Here is a 23,675-nt window from a genome sequence, read left to right on the forward strand (position 1 = left end):
CACGACATCGCTGGTCGACGGAATATCGTGACGGCGGGCCCCGGGCCCTCTTGACTCTTCCCCCGGGGCAATCCGGAGCGTGGACCCACCGGGACGGACCCGGTGCCCGGGAGACCGGGCGAGGCAGGACGGAGAACGGCATGGACGAGACGCTGCTGAGCATCGGGGAACTGGCCGCCAGGAGCGGTCTGAGCCCGAAGGCGCTGCGCCTCTACGACGAGTCGGGACTGCTGGTCCCGCGTCGGGTCGACCCCTTCACCGGGTATCGCTCCTACGGGACGGACCAGGTCGAGCGGGCACGGCTCATCGCCGCTCTGCGCGGCATCGGGATGGGCCTGGCCCGCATCCGGATGCTGTGCGATCTCGACGCCGATGCCGCCGCTGCGGAGCTGCGCTCCTGGTGGCGGCAGGAGGAGGCCGACGCCCTCTCCCGCGCCGCCGCCGTCCGCGCCCTCGCCCACGATCTCGGGGAACTCCCCCAGGAGGACGTCATGACCGCACCGACCACCGCACCCCGCACCGCTTCGGCGCTGCACCAGGGGCTCGACCGCCCCAGCCAGCAGGACGCCGTGCAGGTGACCGCGCTGCCCGGCGGCCGGGTGCTGCTCGCCGTCGCCGACGGCTTCGGCTCCGCCGACGATCTCGCCGAGAGGATCCTCGCCGCGTTCACGACGGCGCTCGAGGGGGCGCTCGACGTCGGGACGGCGCCGGCCCCGCTCGCGGCCCTGGAGACCGCCTGGGCCGCCGCGGAGTCCCTGGTGCCGACCGACGGCGGGGCCGGCTCGACCCTCACCGCCGCCCTGCTGGACGGGGACCGGCTGCACATCGCCCACCTCGGCGACACCCGGGTGGTGCTGGTGCGCGGGGACCGGATCGAGCACGTGACCCAGGAGCACACCCACGTGCGCTCCCTGCTCGCCGCCGGCCGGCTCTCCCCCGAGGAGGCCGCCTCGCACCCCGACCGCGCGGTGCTGAACCGGGCGCTCGCCGCGGACGCCCCCACCGCTCCGGACCTGCTGGTGCGCCGGCTCGAGCCCGGGGACCTGGTGCTGGTGGCGACCGACGGGCTGCACGCCGTCGTCGACCCGTCGGCCCTCGCCGAGGCCCTGACCGGCGGGGCGGAGGACCCGGTCGCCCTCGGCGCACGGCTGGTCGATCTCGCCCTCGCCGCCGGCGGCCCGGACAACGTGGGCGTGGCGCTCGCGCGGGTGTGAGACGCGGGGGCCGGGGCCCGTCGCATCGGGCCCGGCGCGCGGGAGGACCTACCGAGGTCGAGGATCCCGCCGCGAGCGGTGGGACCGGGTCAGGCCCGTGTCGGGTTCGACGTCGGCGCCGACCCCTTCGCGCTCCTCGTGGCGCAGCGCCTCGTCGAGATAGGGCAGGGCGAACTCGACGAAGCCGCGCCCGGCAGGACGGATCAGCTCGTCCTCGATCAGCCGCTCGCGGTAGGTGGACTGGTTGCGCGGGTCGATCGCCATGCGCCGCGCGATGTCGCCGACGGCGGAGGGCCCCTCGTCCTCGAGCATGGCGCGGAGGTATTCGCGCTTGCGGGGGCTGAGCCCGCGCAGGGCCGGGCCGTGGACGTTCTTGATCATCGCCGCGACCACGGTGTCCCTCGCGCCGCGGACGTCCTCGACCTCGATGGTGTCCGCGTCGCCGCTGTTCTGCCAGGCCTTGGAGCCGATGAGCTGGATCAGGTAGGGGTATCCGCGGGATATCTCGCCGGCGAGCACCGCGGCCTCGGGGGTGATGGTCTTCTCCGTGTCGGCGACGGTCATGCGGATCGCCTCCGCGGCGGTGCCGACGTCCACGCTGCTCACCTCGATGCGGTGGGCTCGGCGCAGGAAGGTGGTGCGCTCGTGGTCCAGCAGGGCGTCCACCCCCGGCCGCACCCCGGCGGCGAGGAAGGCGACCGCGTGCCCGGAGCCGATGAGGTCCTGGACGTGCTGGGTGAGCGCGTGGAGCTGGTCGCGGTCCACGGACTGCAGCTCGTCCAGGGTGATCAGCAGCCCGCCGCCGTCCTCGTCGCACAGCGCGGCGAGACGGTCGAGCACGGTGGCGAGCACCTCCCCCTCGCCCTCGTAGCGCTGGACGACGTCCCGCGAGGCGCTGAGCGCCGAGACGCGGGCGGAGGTCAGGCGGGAGGTCTCGGCCTCCGGGTCCATCTGCCGCAGGCGCGCGATGGCCTGGCCCCGCAGCTCCTCGACCAGGGAGGTCGAGGAGGTGTGCATCCGCAGGTCGGTCCACCCGGCCTCGAGGGCGAGCTCGCGGAACTCGGTGAGCAGGACCGTCTTGCCGGAGCCGCGGGCGCCGGAGATGAGGATCGCGCGCGCCTCGGGCACGTCCCCGGTCAGGGCCGCGGTGAACTCCCCGATCGCCACGTCGCGACCGGCGAGGATGATCGGGGTGAGGCCGAATCCGGGGGTGAAGGGGTTGCCGCCGCGCGGGTCCCGGGCAGACGGCGCGGGCTGTCTGGTCGTCGCCATGGGGCCATGGTGGCGCGTATGTCGGTGTATGTACAGGGCGGGGCGGTGTCGCCGCCGTCCGCGCCGACCCTCCGTTCCGACCGTTCCTCCACCGCGAGAGTTTTCCACATTCTCGGGCGAGGTATTGACATTTCCGGAGAAACTTTACCGGGAGTGCGGCCGATTCCCTTTCTCGGCAGCCCGCCGGCCACTCCGCCGGCCGCTCGCGAACCCCACCACATAGGCCGTTCACCTGGCAGAACGTCCACCCCGCCCGCACTCCACCCGCGACGACTCCTCCACAGACGTCGGTCATCCACACTTTCCGCACATTCGGCGCTGACCCTTCAGGAGGCGCGGTCAGAACGATATTCTGGGAGGGCACCGACGACCTGCGCAACGCGGCACGACGGACGGAACGGACGGAGGGGTGTGAGGGCGATGGGTGACTTCGAGGAGCGGGAGCAGGTGGAGTCGGCCGACGGAGCAGCGGCTCCCGCCCCGGCACTGCCCGCGGCCGCGGTCCCCGATCTGCCGGAGTGGTCGGTGCGGGCCCGCCGTCCGCTGGACCGGGAGCGGGTCCTGGAAGAGGTCGGGCCCGACTCCCTCTCCGCGGGCAGAGTGCTCGCCCTGCACCGCACGACGATGACCCGTACCCGGTTGTACGCCCATCACCTGCGACTGCTGGCGGCGCTCTTCCACGACGACCCGGAGGTGCAGGGCCGCCCGGACGATGCCGACATGACCGCGCTGAAGATCGCGGCCGGTCTGCGCTGCAGCTACGACCAGGCCTGGGCCCAGGTCCGCGATGCGCACACCGCGGTCTCCGTCATGCCGCTGACCTTCGAGTACCTCCGCCTCGGCGACCTCACCGAGGCGATGCACCACTATCTCCTGCGGCACGTCCGTCGGCTCACCGACGAGCAGGCCCGTCAGGTGGACGCCCACCTGGCCACGGTGGAGCTCCCCTCCGTCTCGCAGGCGACCTACCGCAGGCACGTGCGCCTGGCCGTCGATCTCGCGACCGCCGATGCCCTGCCCACCCCGCCCTCGCAGTCGCGGGACGTGGAGATCGTGGACGTCGACACCGCCACCGGCACCGCCTCGTTGCTGGTGACCGGCCCGATCCCGGAGATCCGGTCCCTCGCCCACCGACTCGACGTCCAGGCCCGCACCGTGCAGCGCACCCAGCGCGCCGCGCTGGAGGAAGGGGCCGAGGGCCCGCTGCCCTTCGACATCGACCAGAACCTCGCCGAACGCGGCAGACCTCTCTCGCTGCGCACTCTCCGCTACGCGATCCTGACGCACTCCGTCCTGGACATCGACCCCGTCGAGGAGACCCGCAGCCCGTACAAGATCCTCGTGACCGTCCCCGTCACGACGCTGCTCGGGATCGATGACGCGCCCGCGATGCTCGACGGACTGTCGCCCCTGCCCGCCGAGCTCGCCCGGGAGCTCGCCGCCGGGGAGAGCACGTGGCGGCGGATCCTCACGGAGCCCATCACGGGCACGCACCTCCCCGTGGACGCGAAGGCCTATGCTCCGACCGCGCAGATGCGGCTCCAGCTGCGGCTGCGCCACCCCGTCTGCGCCGTCCCGGGCTGCACCCGAACCACGGTGCTCGCCGCCGAGGACGACCACATCGTCGAGTACGACCACGAGGACCCCGCCCGCGGCGGTTCGACCAGCCTGTGGAACCTCCACCGACTGTGCTGGCAGCATCATCAGGCCAAGACGGCCGGGCTCCTGGATCCCGAGCGCGACCCCGCCGACGATCCCGGCCGCGGAGACGGCACCACCACCGCGGGACCGCTCGAGACGAGCTGGACCATCGAGGGAGAGGTCCGCACCCGGACCAGGGAGAGCACGGACCTGCTCACCCCGCGCACCGCCCAGGCCCTCGACGAGGCCTGGCAGCTCCACCAGCGTCTCCACCAGGAGGCCGTGCGCCTCCATGCCGAGCAGCGTCACGGGGCCCTCACCACGGCGTGCCCCGGCCGCGACCCCCGCCGCATCATCCCACCGGGCGCGAAGCAACCGGACTGCGCCGACCCGCCGTTCTGACGCTCAGCCCGCGATCTCCACCCCGGCGCCGGCCAGCTCCTGCTCGAGCGCCGGGACACCGGCCGGATGCACCGCGGCGGTGAGATCACGCAGCACCCGCACGGGAGCGCCGGTCCCGGCCGCCTCCAGCGCCGTGGCGCGCACGCAGAAGTCGTAGGCGAGGCCCACCACGTCGATCCGATCCCAGCCGCCGGCGGAGAGAAGCTGCCGGACGCTCTCCTCGGTCGCGACGACCGTCCCCTCGAGCGCGCTGTAGGACGGGATCCCGTCCCCCTTCCGCACGATCTCCACCCGCTCCCCCAGCTCCTCCGCGAGCTCCGCGAACCCGGCGTGCAGGGCCGCTCCCTCGGTGCCGGCGACGCAGTGCACCGGCCAGGTCTCGGAGAAGTCCGGCTCCGCAGGCGGCACCGCGAAGTGGCCGCCGTTGTCGGTGTCCCCGCGGTGCCAGTCCTGGCTGGCGAGGATCCGGTCGTACTGCGCCCCGTGCTGCCTCACGAAGGCGGCGATCCGGCCCGCGACCGCGCCGCCCCCGTCGACCCCGAGCGCACCGCCCTCGCAGAAGTCGTTCTGGACGTCGACGATGATCAGCAGGCGCGACGGCGTGGACGCTGACATGGGTGGCTCCTCGCTCCGGTGACAGGGGGGTCGGCCCCAGGGTACGGGCGCACGCCCGGCGGAGCGCCCCCACGCGTCCCACCGCCGGAGCTGGCACAATCGCCCGCATGCCAGAGCCGCTTCCCCACCCGACCGTGCACAGCACCTTCCCCCGGCTTCTCGCGCCGCTGGACCTGGGACGCTTCGAGGTCCGCAACCGCATCGTCATGGGCTCCATGCACGTCGGCCTCGAGGACCGGCCGGCCGAGGCGAAGAAGCTCGCCGCCTACCTCGGCGAGCGCGCCCGCGGCGGTGCCGGGCTGATCGTCACCGGCGGCTTCTCTCCCGATCGCACCGGCAGGCTCACCCCGCGCGGCGCCCAGGCCGACGCCCGCACGCTGCGCGCGCACGAGATCGTCACCCGCGAGGTCCACGAGGCCGACGGGCGCATCCTCCTGCAGCTCCTGCACGCCGGGCGCTACGCCTTCCACCCGCTGTCCGCCTCGGCCAGGTCCGGGAAGTCGCCGATCTCGCCGTTCCGGGCACGGCGCCTGACCCGCCGCGGCGTGGACCGCACCGTCACCCACTTCGCCGAGGCCGCCGCGCGCGCGGTCGGGGCCGGCTACGACGGCGTGGAGATCATGGGCAGCGAGGGATACCTGCTGAACCAGTTCCTGGCCCCCGCCACCAACCGGCGCCGGGACCGGTGGGGCCGCGACGCCGAGGGCCGGCGCGCGCTGCCGCTCGCGGTCGCCGCCGCGGTGCGCGCAGCGATCGGTGAGGACTCCCTGCTCAGCTACCGGATCTCGCTGCTGGACCTGGTCCAGGACGGGCAGACCTGGGAGGAGACCACGGACCTCGCGCAGGGTCTCGTCGAGCGCGGCGTGGACGTGCTGGCCTCCGGGATCGGCTGGCACGAGGCCCGGGTGCCCACCATCGTCACCTCCGTGCCCCGCGCGGCCTTCGCCGAGAACACCGCCGCGCTGCGCGAGCTGGTGGGCGTGCCCGTCATCGCCTCGAACCGCATCCACGACCCGGAGGTCGCCGAGGAGGTCCTCGCCTCCGGACAGGCGGACCTGGTGTCCATGGCGCGACCCCTGCTCGCCGACCCGCACCTGCCCGCGAAGCTCGCCGACGGGCGCGCCAACCAGGTCGTCGCCTGCATCTCCTGCAACCAGGCCTGCCTGGACAAGGTGTTCGAGGGCGAGCGGGCCAGCTGCCTGGTCAACCCCCGTGCCGGGCACGAGACCGAACTGGTGCTGAAGCCCGTCATCGAGCGTCGCGCCCGCAAGGTCGCCGTGGTCGGCGCCGGCCCCGCCGGGCTCGAGGCCGCCCTCGCTGCCGCCGAGCGCGGCCACATCGTGACCCTGTTCGAGGCCACCGAGGAGATCGGCGGTCAGCTGCGCCTGGCCGCGCGGATCCCCGGCAAGGAGGACTACGCGCAGGCGCTGCGGTCCTGGCGGATGCGCCTGGCGGCCGCCGGGGTCGGGATCCGTCTCGGGACCCGCCCGCAGGGCAGCGACCTGCAGGGCTTCCACGACGTCATCATCGCCACCGGCGTCGCCCCGCGGGAGATCGACCTTCCCGCCGACGGCGGCCCCGCGGTCGTGAGCTACGCCGACCTGCTCGAGGGGCGCGCCGAGGCCGGGGAGAGGGTCGCGATCATCGGCGCCGGCGGCATCGGCGTGGACGTCGCCGAGTTCCTCAGCGCGCCGCGCCCCTCCCCGAGCCTCGACGTGACCGCCTGGAAGCGGCACTGGGGAGTGGTCGAGGCGGACGAGCAGCACCGCGGCGGCGTCGCCACCCGCCCGACCGGGGAGGCCCCGCGCGAGGTGCACCTGCTGCAGCGCAAGGAGACCCGGATCGGGGCCGGTCTGGGCCGCACCACCGGCTGGGTGCACCGCGCCGAGCTGCGGCATGCCGGGGTGATCCAGCACCGCGGCGTGAGCTACCAGCGCATCGACGCGGCCGGGCTGCACGTCCTCGAGGACGGCGAGGAGGCCGTGCTCGACGTGGACACCGTCGTGGTGTGCGCGGGCCAGGTGAGCGTGAACGACCTCGCCGCGGACGTGACGGCGGCGCGGAAGGGCAGGTCGCCCCGCGTGCACGTGGTCGGCGGGGCCGACGTCGCCGCCGAGCTCGACGCCGAGCGGGCGATCCGGCAGGCCGTCGAGGTGGTGGCCGGGCTGTAGGGACAGGCAGGTCCCTGGACACGAGGCGCGGGAGCCGGGAGGATCGTTCGACATGAGCTCCCCTGCCGACTCCGATCACCTCGAGCGTGCCGTCGACCTGGCCGTGCAGAACGTCGCGGCCGACGGCGGGCCCTTCGGGGCCGTCCTCGTCACCGCGGGCGGTCGGCGGTTCGAGGGCGCCAACCGGGTCACCGCCGATCACGATCCCACCGCGCACGCCGAGGTGGTGGCGCTGCGGGCGGCCTGCGCGCGGCTCGGCACCCATGAGCTGACCGGCGCGGTGCTCTACGCGAGCTGCGAGCCGTGCCCGATGTGCCTGGCCTCGGCGCTGTGGGCGCGCATCGAGCGCATCATGTTCGCCGCCGGGCGGGACGACGCGGCGCGAGCGGGATTCGACGACGCCGCGTTCTACGAGTACTTCGAGTCGCCGGCCCGGCGCGGGATGCTGCCCACCGCGCAGCAGCGCAGCAGGGAGTCCCTCGCCCCCTTCGAGGCATGGAGCGCCCACGAGAGCCGCACGGCGTACTGAGTCGTGCGCCGGGTCATGCGCCCTCGAGGACCTCGCGGGCGATCGGGCCGGCGGTGACCGAGCCGTAGCTGCCGTCCTCGACGAACACCGCGATCACCAGGTCGCCCTGGGCGACGATCACCCAGGAGTGCAGGGCCAGCTCGCCGTCCTCGTCCGTCCACTCGGCGGTGCCGGTCTTGCCGATCACCGGCTCGCCGGGAAGATCCGCGAGGTCGTCGAGACTGCCGTCGGTGACCACGCCCCGCAGCATCTCCTGCATCTGCGCGGTCTCCTCCTCGGTCAGGGGCGTCGGCACCTCCGCGTCGGCGGGCTCCTCGTCGGCGAGGATCCGCGGGGCGACGGTCGCGCCGTTCTGGACGCTCGCGAGCACCACCGCCATCGACAGCGGCGAGGCGAGCACCCGGCCCTGGCCCATCATCGCGGCGGCGTGCTCGACCCCTTCGTCCTCGGGATCGATCGAGCCCATGAACGCCTCCAGCCCGGTCGGGGCCTCCTGCCCGAGGCCCAGGGTGGTCGCGGCGTCGGCGAGGCCGGGCTGGTCGACCTTCTCGTGCTGGAGCAGGAGCGCGGTGTTGCAGGAGTGCGCGATGACCGAGCGCAGCGGCATCGTCCCGAACAGCGAGGGGTCCATCGAGTCGGCGTTCTTGAAGCTGCGGCCCGCGACGGTCGCGGTCTCGGGGCACTCGAGCTCCGTGTCCGGGGTGTCGCCCGCGCGCAGCAGGGACAGGGCCGTGACGGTCTTGAAGGTGGAGCCGGGGGCGTACTGGCCGACGAGCCCGACCGGGTAGGACTGCCCGGCCGGCCCCAGGGCCGCCGCGAGCACGTCACCGGTCGAGGGCTGGAGGGCGATCACCGCCGCCGGGGAGTCCTCGTCGGCGATCGCCTCGGTGGCCACGCGCTGCAGATGGTCGTCGAGGGTGGTGCGCACCTCGGTGCCGTCGACCGGGTCGACGCGGTGCAGGGAGCGCTCGTCCTCTCCGTCCTCGTCGGCCGCGACGATCTCGAGCCCCTTCGTGCCGACGAGCTCGTCGTGCGCGGCCGCGACCACTCCCCCGCTCGCCACCAGGTCCCCGGCCTCGATCTCGCCGTCGGAGTCCTCGACGTCCTCGGCGCTCGCCTCGCGCAGGGAGCCGAGCACCCCGGGCGCGTAGTCCCGGTCGATCGCGAGCGGCTGGGTGCGCTCCGCGGCGAGGAAGCCGGTGATGTCCGCGGCCTCGCCCAGGGGGTACTCGTCCTCGTCCGTGACCCGGATGGTGAGCGCGGGGACGAAGGCCTCGGGGCCGGCGTCCGCGACGGTCTGCGCGTAGCGGTCGGCGTCGGTGCCCAGCAGCCCGGCCAGCTCGCGGGCGGCGTCCTCGAGCTCCCCGTCCTCGAGCTGCGTCTTGTCCAGGCCCAGCACCTTCACGTCCCGGGGCCCGTAGAGCTGGGTGTCCTCCCGGTCGGTGACCGTGCCGAGGGTCGGCTCGAGGGTCCGGACCGCGAGCTGCTCGCCGCCGTCGAGCTCGGGCCCGAGCACCGCGGGATCCAGCTGCACGGCCCAGCCGTCCTCGCCGCGGTGCAGCGTCGCCTCGGTGGTGTACTCCCAGGTCCCGGCATCGTCCGGGAGGGTCCAGGTCCACGCGTAGGTGGCGGTGCGGGTGCCGTCCTCGGCGCTGCCGGCATCGGCGAGCTCGACCTGCGGGGCCTCGCCGGTCGCCTCGATCAGCGCACCGAGCACGCGCTCGTGCTCCTCGGCGGCGCCCGCGGCGCCGAGCTCCTCGACGGGGACGGCGGAGAAGTCCCCGTCGGCGAGCGCGGCGGCGAGCGCCTCCGCCTCCTCGGCACCGTTCCCGAAGCGGTCCCGCCACAGCAGCGCGCCGACCACCAGGGCGGCGATCGCGAGCACGGCGACCAGGACGATCCACGGCGCACGGCGTCGGGGGCGGGCGGCGGGAGCGGGGCTCATGCCTCCATCCTCGCACCGCCCGGCCCCTAGACTCGAGCCCATGCCCCGTGTGCTGCACACCGCCCAGGCCCTGGTCGACGTGATCGTCGAGGTCGACGACCTGCCCACCCGCGGCGGGAACACCAACGCCCGCCGCGGGACGAGGTACGCCGGCGGCGCGGTGACCATCCTCATCTCCGCCGCCCGCACCGGGGCCGAGGCGGTGCACGGCGGTGCCCACGGCGTCGGCCCGAACGGCGACCTGATCCGCGGGGTGCTCGCGCAGGACGGCGTGGCGCTGTCCGACGCGCCGCGCGAGGGGACGGACACCGGCTACTGCATGGTGATGCTCGAGCCGACGGCCGAGCGCACCTTCCTCACCGTGTACGGGGCCGAGCGCGAGGTCACCGCCGCCTCCCTCGCCCGGCTCGATCCCCGCCCCGGGGACCTGGTGTGCGTCTCCGGATACAGCCTGTTCGCGCCGACCCGGGAGCCGCTGCTGGAGTTCCTCGAGGCCCTGCCCGACGGGGTCGCGGTGGTCCTGGATCCGGGAGACCCCTTCGCGAGCTTCCCGCGCGAGCTGCAGGAGCGGGTGCTCGCCCGGACCACGGTGTGGACCTCCAACGCCGACGAGGCGCGGGCGCTCACCGATCTCGACGACCTCGAGGACACCCCGCAGGCGATCCGTCGCCGGCTCCGCCCCGACGCCGTGGTCATCGTGCGCGACGGGGAGCGCGGCTGCCTCGTCTTCCACCACGGCCGGGGCACGATGATCCCCGCCTTCCCGCAGCAGGCGGTGGACACCAACGGCGCCGGCGACACCCACACCGGGGTGCTGCTGGCGGAGCGGGCCCTCGGCGCGGACTGGGAGTCGGCCGCGACCCGGGCCAACGCCGCGGCCGCGATCGCGGTGACGCGGCACGGCCCCGAGAGCGCGCCCACCCGCGACGAGGTCGACGCCTTCCTCGCCTGAGCACCGCAGGGGTGCACTGCCAGTCCCTCCCCCCGCCGTGACGGGCTCCGTAGGGTCGATCCCCATGAGCACGCGCCTCCTCGTCCCCTCCACCGCGCTGCTGTGGGGACTCCAGTTCGCCTTCCTCAACCCCGCGCTCGCGCTGATCCTCACCACGCTGTACGGGGCGAGCACGACAGAGCTCGGCTGGGCGCTCGCGCTGTACAACGCGAGCGCCCTGATCGCCACCACGATCATCCCTGCTCGGGCGGACCGCACCGGCCGCTACCTGCGCCCGATGCTGGTCAGCGCGGTGCTGAGCATCCTGCTCACCGCGCTGCTGGGGGTCTCGACCTCGCTGCCCCTCGCAGTCGCGGCGCTCGTGGTGCTCGGCGGACCCGCCGGGGTGGGCAGCACGCTGCTGTTCGCGCACCTGCGCCATGCGGGCGCCTCCGGGCAGCAGATCATCAGCACCCGTGCCCTGTTCTCGGTCGCCTGGGTGGCCGGCCCCCCGATCGCGACGTTCCTCATCGGCACCTTCGGGGAGCGCGCGGCCCTGCTCGCGATCGCGCTCACCGCGGCGCTGAGCTTCGTCGCGACCGCGCTGCTGCAGGCCGCCGGGGCGCGCGCGCAGCCGTCGGCCCCGCAGGCCGACGAGCCGGACCCAGGGCCCCTGCCGGGCAGGGCGGGGGTGGTGGTGATCGTGGTCGGCTTCGTGCTGCTGCAGGCCGCGAACGCGAGCGCCATGTCGTTCATGACCGTGTACGTCACGCAGTCCCTGGAGCTGGACGTGATGTGGGCCGGGGTGGCGCTCGGCGTCGCCGCCGGGCTCGAGGTGCCCGCGCTGCTGCTCATCGGCCGGCTCAGCACGCGCTTCACCGCGCAGCGCCTGATCATCACGGGCTGCGCCGCGGGGGTCGTGTACTACCTGCTGCTCGCTGTCGTGCAGACCCCCGCGTCCCTGCTCGGCATCCAGTTGCTGAACGCGTGGTGCTTCGCGGCGATCTCCGGCACCGGACTCACCCTGTTCCAGCAGATCATCGCCAGGCCGGGCCTGGCCACGAGCCTGTACATGAACGCCCGCAGGATCGGGGCGATCCTCTCCGGAGGGGTCATCGCCCTGGGCTCGGCGACCGTGCTCGGGCAGGCGGGGATCTACGTCGCCTGCGCCGTGCTCACCGCGATCGGCCTCCTCGCCGTCGCCCTCGCGCACCGCCGGCGAGCCGACCCCGTGCCGGACCCACCCGTCCCGAGCGCCTAGCTCGGCGGCGCGGTGCCGACGTCCGAGAGGGCGTCGAGCCGTGCGCGCAGCGCCTCCGGGACCCGGTCGCCGAAGCGGGCGAAGTGCTCGCGCAGCTGGACGGCCTCGGCCGACCACGCCGCGGGATCCACCGCGAAGAGCTCGGCGAGGACGCCCTCCTCGAGGTCCAGGCCCTCGACGTCGAGGTCCTCGGGGCGTGGGAGCAGGCCGATCGGGGTGTCGACCGTCTCCGCCTCCCCGGCGAGGCGGCGCGAGATCCACTCGATCACGCGCGAGTTCTCGCCGAAGCCCGGCCACAGGTACGAGCCGTCCTCGCCCTTGCGGAACCAGTTCACCCGGAAGATCCGCGGTGCGCTCTCTCCCAGCTGCTCGCCGATCTCCAGCCAGTGCTCCCAGGCGTGCGCCATGTCGTACCCGCTGAACGGGAGCATCGCGAAGGGGTCGATGCGCAGCTCGCCCACGGGCCCCTCGGCGGCGGCGGTCTGCTCGCTCGCGACGGTCGCGCCGAAGAAGACGCCCTCGGCCCAGTCCCGCGCCTCGGCCACCAGCGGCACGTTCGTGGCCCGACGACCGCCCACGATGATCGCGTCGAGCGGGACGCCGTCGGGGTCCTCCCAGTCGGGGGCGATGCGGGGGCACTGCGCGGCGGAGACCGTGAAGCGGCCGTTGGGATGGGCGGCGGGGGTGCCGGCGGCAGGGTCCCACTCGCGGCCCTGCCAGTCGACCAGGCCCTCGGGCGGCTCGGGCGTCGCGCCCTCCCACCACACGTCGCCGTCGGCGGTCAGGGCGACGTTGGTGAAGATCGTGTCCCGCTCGATGGTCTCCATCGCGGCCGGGTTCGTGCTCCACCCGGTGCCCGGCGCGACCCCGAAGAAGCCTGCCTCGGGGTTGATCGCGCGGAGGCGGCCGTCCGCGTCCGGGCGCATCCAGGTGATGTCGTCGCCGAGGGTCTCGACCGTCCATCCCGGCAGGCTGGGGGTCATCATCGCGAAGTTCGTCTTCCCGCAGGCGGAGGGGAAGGCGGCGGCGATGTGCAGGGGCCTGCCCGAGGGCGGGGTGGCGCGGATCAGCAGCATGTGCTCGGCGAGCCAGCCCTCCTCGCGGCCCAGCACCGAGGCGATGCGCAGCGCGAAGCACTTCTTGGCCAGCAGGGCGTTGCCGCCGTAGCCCGAGCCGTAGGACCAGATCTCCCGGGTCTCGGGGAAGTGGGCGATGGTCTTGTGCTCGTTCGAGGGCCAGGGCACGTCCGGGATCGGGGCGCCCGCCGCATCGACCAGCGGCATGCCGACGGAGTGCACGGCGGGGACCCAGGGCGTGTCCTCGCCGATCCGCTCGAGCGCCGCGGACCCCATGCGGGTCATGATCGCCGAGGAGACGACGACGTACGGGGAATCGGTGATCTGCACACCGATCCGCGCCAGGTCCGAGTCGAGGGCGCCCATGGAGAAGGGCATGACGTACATCGTCCGGCCGCGCATCGAGCCCGCGAAGTCCTCCTCGAGCTCGCGGCGCGCCTGGACGGGGTCCCGCCAGTTGTTGGTGGGCCCGGCGTCCTCCTCCCGGGCGGAGCAGATGAACGTGCGCCCCTCCAGCCGGGCGACGTCCGCGGGGGTGCTGCGGGCGAGATAGCTCCCGGGCCGGCGCTCGGCGTCCAGCGGGATCAGCGATCCGTCGGCGACCATCTGCGCGAGCAGGTCCTCCTTCTCGCGCTCGCTGCCGTCGCACCACAGCACCTGATCCGGTTCCGTGAGCGCGGCGATCTCCTGCACCCAGGCCTCCAGCGCCGCTCGCCCTCGCGGGGCGGTGCGGGAGGCGGCGGACGGGGTCGTCGGCGAGGGCGGGGTCGGGGTCGTGGTCGCGGTCATCGCCCGCTCCTCACGCGCCGACCGAGCTGGGCCGCCCGGCGACGGACCGCTCGGCGACGGACCGCTCGGCGACCTCGAGGATCCGCGCGGCCACCTTCGCGGCGGACAGCCCGTACTTCTCGAGCAGGAAGTCGTTGGGGCCCGACTCGGCCCAGCCGTCCTCGAGGCCGATGCGGTGCAGCTGCGCGCCGCCGGCCCGGGCGGTGATCACCGAGGAGACCACGTCGCCGAGGCCGCCGATCACGCTGTGGTCCTCGACGGTGACGACGGTGCTCGCACCGCCCAGGTGCTCCCACAGGGCGTCCTCGTCGAGGGGCTTGATGGTGGGCAGGTGCACGTGGCGCACGCCGTGGCCCGCCTCCTCGACGCGCTCGACGGCCTCGACGGTGCGCACGGTCTGCGCCCCCGTGGAGACGACCACGAGCGGGCCGCCGTCGTGCAGCAGCTCGGGACGGCCCAGCACGAACTCGTGCTCCGGGCCGAACACGTCCGGGACCGCGTCGCGCACCAGGCGCAGGTAGACGGGCCCGTCGTGCTCCGCGGCCCAGCGGATCATCGACTCGGCCTCGCGGGCGTCGGCCGGGGCCAGCACCGTCATGTGCGGCATCGCTCGCATGATCGCGAGGTCCTCGACGTCCTGGTGGGTCTTGCCGCTGGCACCGTTGAGCAGCCCGGTGTAGGCCGCGGCCAGGCGCACCGGGGCCTGGGTCTGCGAGACCAGCATGCGCACCTGGTCCAGCGCGCGGTTGGCGAGGAAGACGCCGAAGGAGGACAGCCACGGCCGGTAGCCGAGGGTCGACATCCCGAAGGCCATGCCGACCATGTTCTGCTCGGCGATGCCGGCCTGGATGAACCGGTCCGGATGGGCCTTGGCGAAGGTGACCGCCTGGGTCGAGGTGGCGAGGTCGCCGTCGATCACGACGATCCTGTCATCGGTCTCCGCGAGCTGGGTGAGCGTGTCTCCCCAGACCTTGCGCTGCGCGATCATGCCTGCACCTCCGTCGTCGTGCTCTGCGTTCCGAGCAGCTCCCGGCGGGCCAGGTCGAGCTGCTCCTCGGTGGGCACGCCGTTGTGCCATGTGAAGGTCCCCTGGGTGTAGGAGACCCCGTTGCCCTTGCGGGTGCGGGCGATGATCGCCGTGGGGCGGCCGCCGCTCCCGCGCCGGGACTCGGCCTCCTGGTAGGCCGTGACGATCTGCTGCGGGTCGTGCCCGTCGATGTCCAGCACCTCCCAACCGAATCCGCGCAGGACGGCTGGCAGGTCGATGTGGCCCATCGGCTCGCTGCGGTCGAAGCGGTCGGCGTCGGCCATGTCCCAGCCGAACTGCTGGAGACCGTTGAGGTCGATGATCGCGGTGAGGTTGTCGAGCCCGTAGCGCGGGGCGCAGACGATCGTCTCCCAGACCATCCCCTCCTGCAGCTCGCCGTCCCCGAGCATCACCCAGGTGTGGAAGTCCAGTCCGCGGCGCTTGGCGGCCAGCGCCATGCCGGAGCCGGCCGACAGCCCCTGGCCGAGCGAGCCGGTGGAGGAGTCGACGCCGGGGGTCAGCTTCATGTCGGGGTGGCCCTGGAGGCGCGAGTCGCCGTGGTCGAAGGTCGTCAGCTCCTCCTCGGGGAAGTACCCGCGCATGGCGAGGACCGAGTAGAGGCCGATGGCGCAGTGGCCCTTGGACAGGATGAACCGGTCGCGGTCCGGGTCGTCGGGGCGCTCGGGGTCGATGCGCAACTGGTGGAAGTACAGGGCCACCAAGAGGTCCATGGCGGACATCGGCCCGCCGATATGACCCGCTCCGCTCGAGGCGACCGTCTCGAGCACGTGCAGGCGCCCTTGCTGTGCGATGTCCGCGAGCTCGTCGACGGCTCGCTCGGTGCGTGGGATCACGGAAGCTCCTCTGCTTGATACGACGCCGCCAATCTATCACCTCCCGAACAGTTCGTCTATTCTCTGAGAGAACTGATCCGACGGGGTGTGGAAGGATGTCGACATGGCACGCGGCGACGCCGACGACGGCGGATTGGAGATCCTGAGCAAGGCAGGGGCGATCATCGATGCCCTCGCCGCGACACCGCAGCTCAGCGCCGCAGGGCTCGCCGAGGCCGTCGGAGAGCCCACCAGCTCCACCTACCGTCTGCTGCAGAGCCTGACCGCCCTGGGCTGGGTGGACCCCGCGCCGACCCGCGGCGCCTACCGCCTCGGCCTCGGCCTGATGTCGACCGGCGCCTCCGTGGAGGCCTCCCTGGACGTGCGCGGACTCGCCCTGCCCCGCATGCGCGCCCTGCGCGCGGAGGCGGACCTCGCCGTGCTGCTGTGCTACCGCAAGGGGCTGCGGGCGGTCTGCGTCGAGCGGCTCGAGGGGCACGACGTCACCTCGGTCGCGATGCAGGTCGCGGACTCGCTGCCCCTGCACCGCGGCGCCGCACCCCTCGCCCTGCTCGCCCACCTGCCCGCGGGCGAGCGCAGCGCGGTGGTCGAGCAGCTGGCCGACCCCCTGCTGACCCGGCCCGACGATCCGGCCGACGTCGAGGCGCTGACCGCCGAGCTCGCGGCCATCCGGGAGCGCGGATACGCCCGCTCCGACCAGGACGTCACCGTCGGCATCGCGGCGCTCGGGAGCCCGGTGCTGAACCATCGCGGCGAGATGGTCGCCGCCCTGTCCGTCAGCGGCCTGCGCGAACGGGTCATCGACCAGGAGGAGCACGTCTCCGCCCTGGTCACGGCCGCCGCCGCCGCGATCAGCGGCGACCTCGGACACGGAGGGACCCAGGGAATCGGAGGAGATGATGGCTGAGGGCCGACCGATGCGCGTGCTCGCCAACTCCGCGACGGTGATCGACGCCCTCGCCGAGCGCGGGGACCTGACCCCGGCCGAGATCGCCGAGATGACCGGGCTGCCGCGCCCCAGCGTCTACCGCTTCCTCGACGGGCTGCGCACCATCGGTCTGGCGACGTCGACCACCGAGGGTCGGACCCGGCTGAGCGCGAAGTGGCTGCACCTCTCCGACGCCGCGCGGGCCGCGATGACCGAATGGGACGGGGCCCGGACCGTCCTCGACGAGCTCGCCGAGGAGACGGGCCAGACGGTGTTCCTCTCGGTGCCCCGCGGCGACGTCGCGCTGTGCGTGGACTGGGCGCCCGGGCGCGGCATCGGCGTGGTGGTCCTCGCCCCCGGTCGCTCGCTGCCCCTCTACGCGGGCGCGGCGGGCCGGCTGCTGCTGGCCGGGTCGGGCCGTCTCGAGGACTACCTCTCGGCCGGCCCTCCCCGTCGGCCGCTGACCCCGTACACCCTGGTCGAGGCGCAGGCGCTGCGCGCGGACGTCGCGCGCACCCTCGAGAACGGATCCACCCTCTCGCTCGACGACGCGACGGTGGGCGTCGGCGCCGTCGCCGTTCCGGTGCGCGACGGCGCGGGCCGTCCGCTCGGTGCGCTCTCCGTCGCGGGACGCTCGGCCGACTTCCGGACCCGGGCCGAGGAGTTCACGGCCGCCGCCGCGCGAGCCGCCGGCCGGCTCCCCGTGGGGAGCTGACCGGCGGCAGGGGGCGGTGTCCGCGCGAGGTCACCAGGACACGGCGATGTACTGCGATTCCATGTACTCCAGAAGGCCCTCGGCGCCGCCCTCGCGGCCGATGCCGGACTCCTTCATCCCGCCGAAGGGGGCGGCCGGGTCCGAGACCAGGCCCCGGTTCAGGCCCACCATCCCGGACTCGATCCGCTCGGCGATGCGCAGCCCGCGCGAGAGATCCTGCGTGTACACGTAGGACACCAGCCCGTACGGGGTCGAGTTCGCGAGCTCGACGGCCTCGTCCTCGGTGGCGAAGGAGACGATCGGCGCGACCGGCCCGAAGATCTCCTCCTGGAGGATCCGGGCGTCCTGCGGGACGGCCGTCAGCACGGTGGGCGGGTAGAAGAACCCCTCCCCCGCGGGGACCTCTCCCCCGGTGAGCACCTGGGCGCCGTCCTCCTGGGCGGAGGCGACGAGATCCGCGATGTCGTCGCGGGCCCGGGCGGTGACCATCGGTCCGAGGCCGACCTCCGGGTCCAGGCCGTCCCCGGAGCGCAGCGCACCCATGGCCTCGGTGAGTCGGGCGCCGAACTCCTGCGCGACCGATTCGTGCACGTAGAAGCGGTTGGCCGCCGTGCAGGCCTCGCCGCCGTTGCGCATCTTGGCGATCATCGCGCCGCTGACCGCGGCGTCGAGGTCGGCGTCCTCGAGGACGAGGAAGGGCGCATTGCCGCCGAGCTCCATCGAGGTCTTCACCACCGACTCGGCGGCGAGCTGCATCAGGCCCACGCCCACCTCGGTCGAGCCGGTGAAGGAGAGCTTGCGGGTGCGCGGATCGCCCACCATCTCCTTCACCACCGCGCCCGAGGCGCGGCTGGGGAGGACGTTGAGCACGCCCGCGGGAAGTCCGGCCTCCTGGAAGAGGCGGCCGATGGCCAGCGCCGTGAGCGGGGTGTCGCTCGCCGGCTTGAGGATCACCGTGCACCCGGCGGCCAGCGCCGGGCCGATCTTGCGGGTCGCCATCGCCGCCGGGAAGTTCCACGGCGTCACCAGCACCGAGATCCCGATCGGGCGATGCCCCACGAGCATGCGGTTCGCGCCGGAGGGGGCCGTCCCGAGCGTGCCCGGGATCCGCACCGCCTCCTCCGCGTACCAGCGCAGGAACTCGGCCGCGTAGAGGACCTCGCCCTTCGCATCGGCGAGGATCTTGCCGTTCTCGGAGGTGATCAGACGGGCCAGGCGGTCGGCGTCCTCGATCATCGCGTCGAAGGCGCGGCGGAGGATCTCGGAGCGCTCGCGGGGCGCCGTCGCCGCCCAGGACTCGGCGGCGTCGGCGGCGGCGTCCACCGCGGCGGCGGCGTCCTCGACGGTGCCGTTGGCGACCGCCGCGAGCACCGCGCCGTCGACGGGGTCGATGACCTCGAAGGTCCCGCCGTCGGAGGCCGCGCGCTCACGGCCCCCGATGAGCAGGCCGGTGGGCACGCCGGCGACGGCCTGCGCGTGGGCCTGCGACTGCGTCTGCGTCCGGGCGGTCATCGCTGCACCCCCGCGTCCGCGGCGGGGACGGTGGGCGTGAGGTAGGGGCGCTGGGCGGCCTTGTGCTCCTCGTAGACCGTGCGGGCCTCGCGGGAGCTGTCGAGCTCGGAGACCTCGGCGACCGGGACGTCCCACCAGGCGCCGGAGCCGCCGAAGCGTCCCTGCGCGTCGACCTTCACGTACACGACGGCGGGGCCGACGATCGTGCGGGCCTCGGCGAGGGCGGCGGTGAAGCTCTCGGCGTCGTCCGCGGTGAGCACGGGCGCGCCGAAGCTCGCGGCATTGGCCGCGAAGTCCACCTCGAGGCGCTCCCCGTCGTGCCGCGGCCCGTCGCCGCGCTGGTGGAAGCGGGTGCCGAAGGTCTGCGAGCCGAGCGTCTCGGACAGCGCCGCGATCGAGCCGTAGCCGTAGTTGTCCACGACCACGATCGTCATCGTCAGCCTCTCCTGGACGGCGGTCATGATCTCCTGCGCCATCATCAGGTAGGAGCCGTCGCCCACGAGCACGTGCACGCGGCGGTCCGGGGCCGCGATCTGGGCGCCGACGCCGCCGGCGACCTCGTAGCCCATGCACGAGTTGCCGTACTCGATGTCGTAGCCCTTGGGGCTGCCCGCCCTCCACAGCCGGTGGAGGTCGCCGGGCATGGAGCCGGCGGCGTTGACCACCACGTCGCGCTCCTCGGCGGAGGCGTTGAGCAGTCCGAGCATCTCGCCCTGGGTGAAGGTGTCCCCGCCCTGGACCTCGATGATCCGGTCGACCTCCTGGTTCCAGGCGGCGGCGGCCGTGCGGGCGGTCTCCTGCGACTGCTGCGGCACCTGGGCGCCGTCGAGGAGCTCGAGGAGCTCGGCGAGGGTCTCGCGCGCATCGCCGATCAGCGGGATGCCGGCCTCCTTGAAGGCGTCGATCTCGGCGACGTTGACGTTCACGAAGCGCACGTCCGGGTTCTCGAACATCGTGTTCGAGGCGGTGGTGAAGTCCGTGTAGCGGGTGCCCACCCCGATCACGACGTCGGCGTCATGGGCGATCTGGTTGGCGTGCGCGGAGCCGGAGGAGCCCAGCGCGCCGAGCGCGAACGGGTGGTCCCAGGCGATCGAGGCCTTGCCGGCCTGGGTGACGCCCACGCCGATGCCGGTGGTCTCCGCGAAGCGGGTGAGCTCGTCGGTGGCGTCGGAGTAGATGACGCCGCCGCCGGCGATGATGACAGGGTTCTCCGCTTCCCGGATCACCTGGGCGGCGCGCTCGAGGGCGGCGCGGTCCGCACGGTTGCGGGCCACGTGCCAGACGCGGGTGGCGAAGAGGTCCTCGGGGAAGTCGTAGGCCTCGGCCTGCACGTCCTGCGGGAGGGAGAGGGTGACCGCGCCGGTGTCCGCGGGGCTGGTGAGCACTCGCATCGCCTCGATCAGCGCGGAGGCGAGCTGCTCGGGGCGCGTGATCCGGTCGTAGTAGCGCGAGACCGCCCGGAAGGAGTCGTTCGCGGTGACGTCCATCGAGTACGGCATCTCCTGCTGCTGGAGCACCGCACCCGTGGCGCGGGTCGCGAAGACGTCCGAGGGGAGCAGCAGCACCGGGATGTGGTTCACGGTCGCGGTGCCGGCGCCGGTGACCATGTTGGTCGCGCCGGGGCCGATGGAGGTGGACACGGCCAGCGCGCCGAGGCGGTTGCGCATCTTGGCGTAGCCGGTGGCGATGTGGACCATGCCCTGCTCGTTGCGGCCCTGGTAGTAGGGGAACTCGTCCTGGTGCTCGAGCAGCGCCTGGCCGAGCCCGGCCACGTTGCCGTGGCCGAAGATGCCGAAGGCGCCGCCGAAGAACGGCTCGGTGACGCCGTCGCGCTCGACCTGCTGGACCTTCAGGAACTCGACGAGCGCCTGGCTGACGGTCAGGCGGCGGGTGGGACGGGGGGTGCTGGTGGGACGTGACATGGTTCGGGTCTCCGATTCTCGAGGGGTCAGTCCGCGAGGGACTGGCCGGGGCGGCGCGGCACGAAGGGGACCCGGACGTCGACGTCCATCCCCTCCCAGGCCGTGCGCGCCGGCGCGAGCGCAGGGTCCTCGGACGCCTGCAGGGTGCGGGCGGGCGCCGGGCCTGCGAGCACGTTGAGGTAGTAGAGGTCCTGGCCGTGGGCGGCGACCGTGGTGTGATAGCCCCAGGGGATCAGGCAGATGTCGCCGTCGCGGACGGGGACGTCGAGGTCGAAGTCGCGCTCGGGGCTGTACACGCGCTGCAGGGCCCAGCCGTTCTCGGGATCGCGCGTGCGGTAGTAGTAGACCTCCTCGAGCTGCGCCTCGCCCTCGACGTCGTGCTCGTGCTTGTGGGGCGGGTAGCTCGACCAGTTGCCACCGGGGGTGTACACCTCGACGACGTGGAGCCGGTCGGCGGCGAAGTCCGGCGGCATGGGCGTGGAGACCTGGCGCGAGGCGTTGCCCGCGCCGCGGGCCACCAGCGGCAGGTCGTCGGGCGCGACGTGCACGACCTCGTGGACCTCGGTCGCCGGGGCGGAGGCGATGGCGAGCTCGGCGCCCTCGCTCGCGGTGATCGAGAGGGCCTCGTCGCGCGGCACGTACAGGGTGTGGCCGAGGCCGTCGAAGACGCTGTCCCGCCCGCCGATGCGGTGCTCCTGGCCGGCGACGGTGACGACGAGGTCGCCGCGGAGGTTGACCAGCGCCCGCTCGGAGCCGTCGGCGGGGATCTCCAGCGTCTCGCCGGCGCCGAAGGTCCTCACCTCGAAGCTGACGTACGTCCAGCCGGCGATCTCGGGGGTGATGACGTCCCAGGAACCCTGGGTCAGAACTTGCGGATCGACCATGACGGTCCTCTCTGCCTCATTGCATACTGCCTCGTTGGTGCGGACCGGTCCAGCATATCCAGTTATCGCGTTCTGGACAAGCTGTCCATATTCAGAGAACTGCAGGAGCGTCGGCCCGGTCGAAGCACTGCCTCGTGGTGCGGACCGCGCGGGCGAGGGCCTCGTCCAGCGGCGCGGCACGATGCTGCTCCGAGAGGATCTCGACCCCCCACGGCCCGGTGAACCCGAGGCCGCGCAGGGTGCGGAGGAAGCCCACCACGTCCTGGTCGCCCTCCCCGGGGTAGCAGCGGTTGTCGCGGGTGTCCTCGAAGAGGCTGAGGCCCTCGGGGACGGCGTCCCGCGCATCGTTGATCTCGACGGCGAGGACGGTGCGGGGATCCAGTGCCGCCGCGAGCTCGGACAGGCTCGTCCCCGCGCGGAAGACGTGCCAGAAGTCGACGACCAGGCCGGCGGCCTCGTGATCGACCAGGGACATCAGCTCCGCGCCCCGGGGCAGCGTGTCGATGCCGGCGAAGGGCAGCGGCTCGAGCGCGATCCGGGTGCCGGCCGCCGCGGCCTCGTCGGCCAGGCGGCGCACGGGCTCCACCAGCGGGGCGAGGTCCGCGACGGGATCCCCGGGCGGCGGGGCGATCTTGATCAGCGGGCTGCGCAGCGCGCGGGCGGCCTCGAGCAGCAGCTCCCAGCCCGCGCGCCAGGCCGTCCCGCCGCCCGTGCTCCACCACCCCTCGACGAGCTCGACCTCGAGGTGGTCGACCCCGAGGGCGTCGGCCCGCGCCCGCAGCGCGGCGAGACCGAGATCGTCGCGGACCACCCGCAGGTCCTCGAGGATGAGACCCATCCCCGTGAAGCCCGCGGCCGCGACCGCGTCGAGGCGGTCGAGCACCGGGATCGGGCTGCGCGGATCCGGGTCCGCGGGGCGGGCGTCGCCGGCGCTCGTCCAGCAGGTCGCGACCAGCTCCGGGGCGCTCATGACAGGTCCACCTCGATCGCGGCCCCGGTGCGGGCGGAGCGGTCGGCGGCGTCGGCGAGCAGCAGGGCCGCCCGGCCGTCCTCGAAGCCGGGGCTGCGGGAGGGCTCGCCGCGCACCGCCTTGAGGAACTCCACGACCTCGAGCCGGTACGCCTCGGCGTAGCGCTCGAGGAAGAAGGTCTGGTACGGATCGAGGGACTCGACCGAGGCCGCCCCCCAGTGCCGCACGCCGGTGTCGGTCTGATTGCCCACCTGGAGCAGCCCCTCGGCGCCGAAGGCCTCGATGCGCTGGTCGTACCCGTAGGCGGAGTGGCGGGAGTTCATGATGGTCACGAGCTCGTCGCGGGAGCCGCGCAGGGTCACCACGGCGGAGTCGAAGTCGCCGATCTCCTTCGCGTCGGCGCTGAACGTGTTCGCGCCGCGGGCGGAGACCTCGACGATCTCGGGGATGAAGTAGCGGGCCATGTCGAGGTCGTGGATGGTCATGTCCCGGAAGATGCCGCCCGAGCTGCGCAGGTAGGCGGCGGGCGGCTCGGCCGGGTCCTTGCTCGTGATCACCAGGTGCTCGAGGCGGCCGATGTCGCCCGCGGCGACGCGGTCGTGCATGCGCGCGAAGTGCCGATCGAAGCGGCGGTTGAAGCCGAGCACGACCGGGACCACGGAGGCCGCGGCGACGGCGCGCAGCTCGTCGACCCGGGCGATGTCCAGGTCGATCGGCTTCTCGCACAGGGCGGGCAGCCCCGCCCCGATCGCCGAGGCGATGAGGTCCACGTGCGTCGGGGTCGGCGAGGCGATGATGACGGCGTCGACGTCGTCGGCGGCGAAGACCTCCGCCTGGTCCGTCGTGGGGCGACCGCCGTAGGTCGCGGCGGTGCGCTCGGCGCCGTCGGCGAAGGGGTCGCACACCCAGCTGAGCTCGACCCCCTCGAGGGCCGCCACGCTCATCGCGTGGACGTGGCCGATGCGTCCGGTGCCGAACAGGGCGATCCGGGTCGTGTCCGTCATGGTGTTCTCCAGG

Annotated in this window: 19 protein-coding genes; 8 read left to right on the plus strand and 11 right to left on the minus strand. The window is 73.6% G+C overall.

The features are described from left to right. Positions 1–140 precede the first annotated feature (140 nt). Positions 141–1,214 carry a MerR family transcriptional regulator gene (locus ACT3SP_RS08055; RefSeq protein ID WP_444586749.1) on the plus strand — a complete coding sequence of 358 codons (1,074 nt, stop codon included), beginning with the start codon at positions 141–143 and terminating at the stop codon, positions 1,212–1,214. Between the two features lie 48 nt (positions 1,215–1,262). On the opposite strand, the gene ACT3SP_RS08060 is transcribed toward ACT3SP_RS08055, so the two are convergent. After that, positions 1,263–2,486 (minus strand): ATP-binding protein, encoded by a 1,224-nt coding sequence (locus ACT3SP_RS08060; RefSeq protein ID WP_444586750.1) that lies wholly within the window; start codon positions 2,484–2,486, stop codon positions 1,263–1,265. A gap of 420 nt (positions 2,487–2,906) precedes the next feature. Between ACT3SP_RS08060 and ACT3SP_RS08065 the strand changes: the two genes are divergently transcribed. Further along, positions 2,907–4,529, plus strand: coding sequence for an HNH endonuclease (locus ACT3SP_RS08065; RefSeq protein WP_444586751.1), 1,623 nt, complete (start codon positions 2,907–2,909; stop codon positions 4,527–4,529). A 3-nt stretch (positions 4,530–4,532) separates the two neighbouring features. Here the strand turns inward: ACT3SP_RS08065 and ACT3SP_RS08070 are convergent, their stop codons facing one another. Continuing rightward, positions 4,533–5,144, minus strand: coding sequence for an isochorismatase family protein (locus ACT3SP_RS08070; protein ID WP_444586752.1), 612 nt, complete (start codon positions 5,142–5,144; stop codon positions 4,533–4,535). 107 nt (positions 5,145–5,251) lie between these two features. Between ACT3SP_RS08070 and ACT3SP_RS08075 the strand changes: the two genes are divergently transcribed. Further along, the gene (locus ACT3SP_RS08075) at positions 5,252–7,315 is read left to right on the plus strand and encodes an oxidoreductase (RefSeq protein ID WP_444586753.1); all 2,064 of its coding nucleotides are present in this window, start codon (positions 5,252–5,254) and stop codon (positions 7,313–7,315) included. 52 nt (positions 7,316–7,367) lie between these two features. Continuing rightward, on the plus strand, positions 7,368–7,844 hold the full coding sequence (locus tag ACT3SP_RS08080; RefSeq protein ID WP_444586754.1) for a nucleoside deaminase: 477 nt from the start codon (positions 7,368–7,370) through the stop codon (positions 7,842–7,844). Between the two features lie 13 nt (positions 7,845–7,857). Here the strand turns inward: ACT3SP_RS08080 and ACT3SP_RS08085 are convergent, their stop codons facing one another. Then, positions 7,858–9,789, minus strand: a complete 1,932-nt coding sequence (locus tag ACT3SP_RS08085) for a penicillin-binding transpeptidase domain-containing protein (protein WP_444586755.1) — start codon at positions 9,787–9,789, stop codon at positions 7,858–7,860. A 40-nt stretch (positions 9,790–9,829) separates the two neighbouring features. On the opposite strand from ACT3SP_RS08085, the gene ACT3SP_RS08090 reads away from it, so the two are divergent. Further along, a complete protein-coding gene (locus ACT3SP_RS08090; protein WP_444586756.1) occupies positions 9,830–10,741 on the plus strand; it encodes a PfkB family carbohydrate kinase in 912 nt (303 codons plus the stop codon). A gap of 64 nt (positions 10,742–10,805) precedes the next feature. Next, on the plus strand, positions 10,806–11,981 hold the full coding sequence (locus ACT3SP_RS08095; protein ID WP_444586757.1) for an MFS transporter: 1,176 nt from the start codon (positions 10,806–10,808) through the stop codon (positions 11,979–11,981). Here the strand turns inward: ACT3SP_RS08095 and ACT3SP_RS08100 are convergent. The 3 genes from ACT3SP_RS08100 to ACT3SP_RS08110 are packed head-to-tail and all read right to left on the minus strand — an operon-like array spanning position 11,978 to position 15,727. Continuing rightward, on the minus strand, positions 11,978–13,846 hold the full coding sequence (locus ACT3SP_RS08100; protein WP_444586758.1) for a phosphoenolpyruvate carboxykinase (GTP): 1,869 nt from the start codon (positions 13,844–13,846) through the stop codon (positions 11,978–11,980). The genes ACT3SP_RS08095 and ACT3SP_RS08100 overlap by 4 nt on opposite strands. A gap of 10 nt (positions 13,847–13,856) precedes the next feature. After that, complete coding sequence (locus tag ACT3SP_RS08105; RefSeq protein ID WP_444586759.1) at positions 13,857–14,834, minus strand: transketolase family protein; 978 nt, start codon at positions 14,832–14,834, stop codon at positions 13,857–13,859. After that, positions 14,831–15,727, minus strand: a complete 897-nt coding sequence (locus ACT3SP_RS08110) for a transketolase (protein ID WP_444586760.1) — start codon at positions 15,725–15,727, stop codon at positions 14,831–14,833. The genes ACT3SP_RS08105 and ACT3SP_RS08110 overlap by 4 nt, the downstream gene beginning before the upstream one ends. A gap of 103 nt (positions 15,728–15,830) precedes the next feature. On the opposite strand from ACT3SP_RS08110, the gene ACT3SP_RS08115 reads away from it, so the two are divergent. After that, positions 15,831–16,634: an IclR family transcriptional regulator gene (locus ACT3SP_RS08115; RefSeq protein WP_444586761.1), complete on the plus strand. Its 804-nt coding sequence runs from the start codon at positions 15,831–15,833 to the stop codon at positions 16,632–16,634. Then, positions 16,627–17,370: an IclR family transcriptional regulator gene (locus tag ACT3SP_RS08120; RefSeq protein ID WP_444586762.1), complete on the plus strand. Its 744-nt coding sequence runs from the start codon at positions 16,627–16,629 to the stop codon at positions 17,368–17,370. The genes ACT3SP_RS08115 and ACT3SP_RS08120 overlap by 8 nt, the downstream gene beginning before the upstream one ends. Positions 17,371–17,400: 30 nt before the next feature. Here the strand turns inward: ACT3SP_RS08120 and ACT3SP_RS08125 are convergent, their stop codons facing one another. From ACT3SP_RS08125 to iolG, 5 genes are all read right to left on the minus strand, one after another. Beyond that, the gene (locus ACT3SP_RS08125; protein WP_444586763.1) at positions 17,401–18,882 is read right to left on the minus strand and encodes an NAD-dependent succinate-semialdehyde dehydrogenase; all 1,482 of its coding nucleotides are present in this window, start codon (positions 18,880–18,882) and stop codon (positions 17,401–17,403) included. Then, on the minus strand, positions 18,879–20,804 hold the full coding sequence (gene iolD, locus ACT3SP_RS08130; protein ID WP_444586764.1) for a 3D-(3,5/4)-trihydroxycyclohexane-1,2-dione acylhydrolase (decyclizing): 1,926 nt from the start codon (positions 20,802–20,804) through the stop codon (positions 18,879–18,881). The genes ACT3SP_RS08125 and iolD overlap by 4 nt, the downstream gene beginning before the upstream one ends. Before the next feature lie 26 nt (positions 20,805–20,830). Continuing rightward, positions 20,831–21,688 (minus strand): 5-deoxy-glucuronate isomerase, encoded by an 858-nt coding sequence (iolB, locus tag ACT3SP_RS08135; RefSeq protein WP_444586765.1) that lies wholly within the window; start codon positions 21,686–21,688, stop codon positions 20,831–20,833. A gap of 91 nt (positions 21,689–21,779) precedes the next feature. Next, a complete protein-coding gene (locus ACT3SP_RS08140; protein WP_444586766.1) occupies positions 21,780–22,658 on the minus strand; it encodes a sugar phosphate isomerase/epimerase family protein in 879 nt (292 codons plus the stop codon). After that, positions 22,655–23,662, minus strand: a complete 1,008-nt coding sequence (iolG, locus tag ACT3SP_RS08145) for an inositol 2-dehydrogenase (protein WP_444586767.1) — start codon at positions 23,660–23,662, stop codon at positions 22,655–22,657. Before iolG ends, ACT3SP_RS08140 begins: the two co-directional genes overlap by 4 nt. Positions 23,663–23,675: the final 13 nt, after the last annotated feature.

The sequence above is a fragment of the Brachybacterium sp. AOP43-C2-M15 genome (genome assembly GCF_052446295.1).
In the GTDB taxonomy this organism is placed as follows: Bacteria; Actinomycetota; Actinomycetes; order Actinomycetales; family Dermabacteraceae; genus Brachybacterium.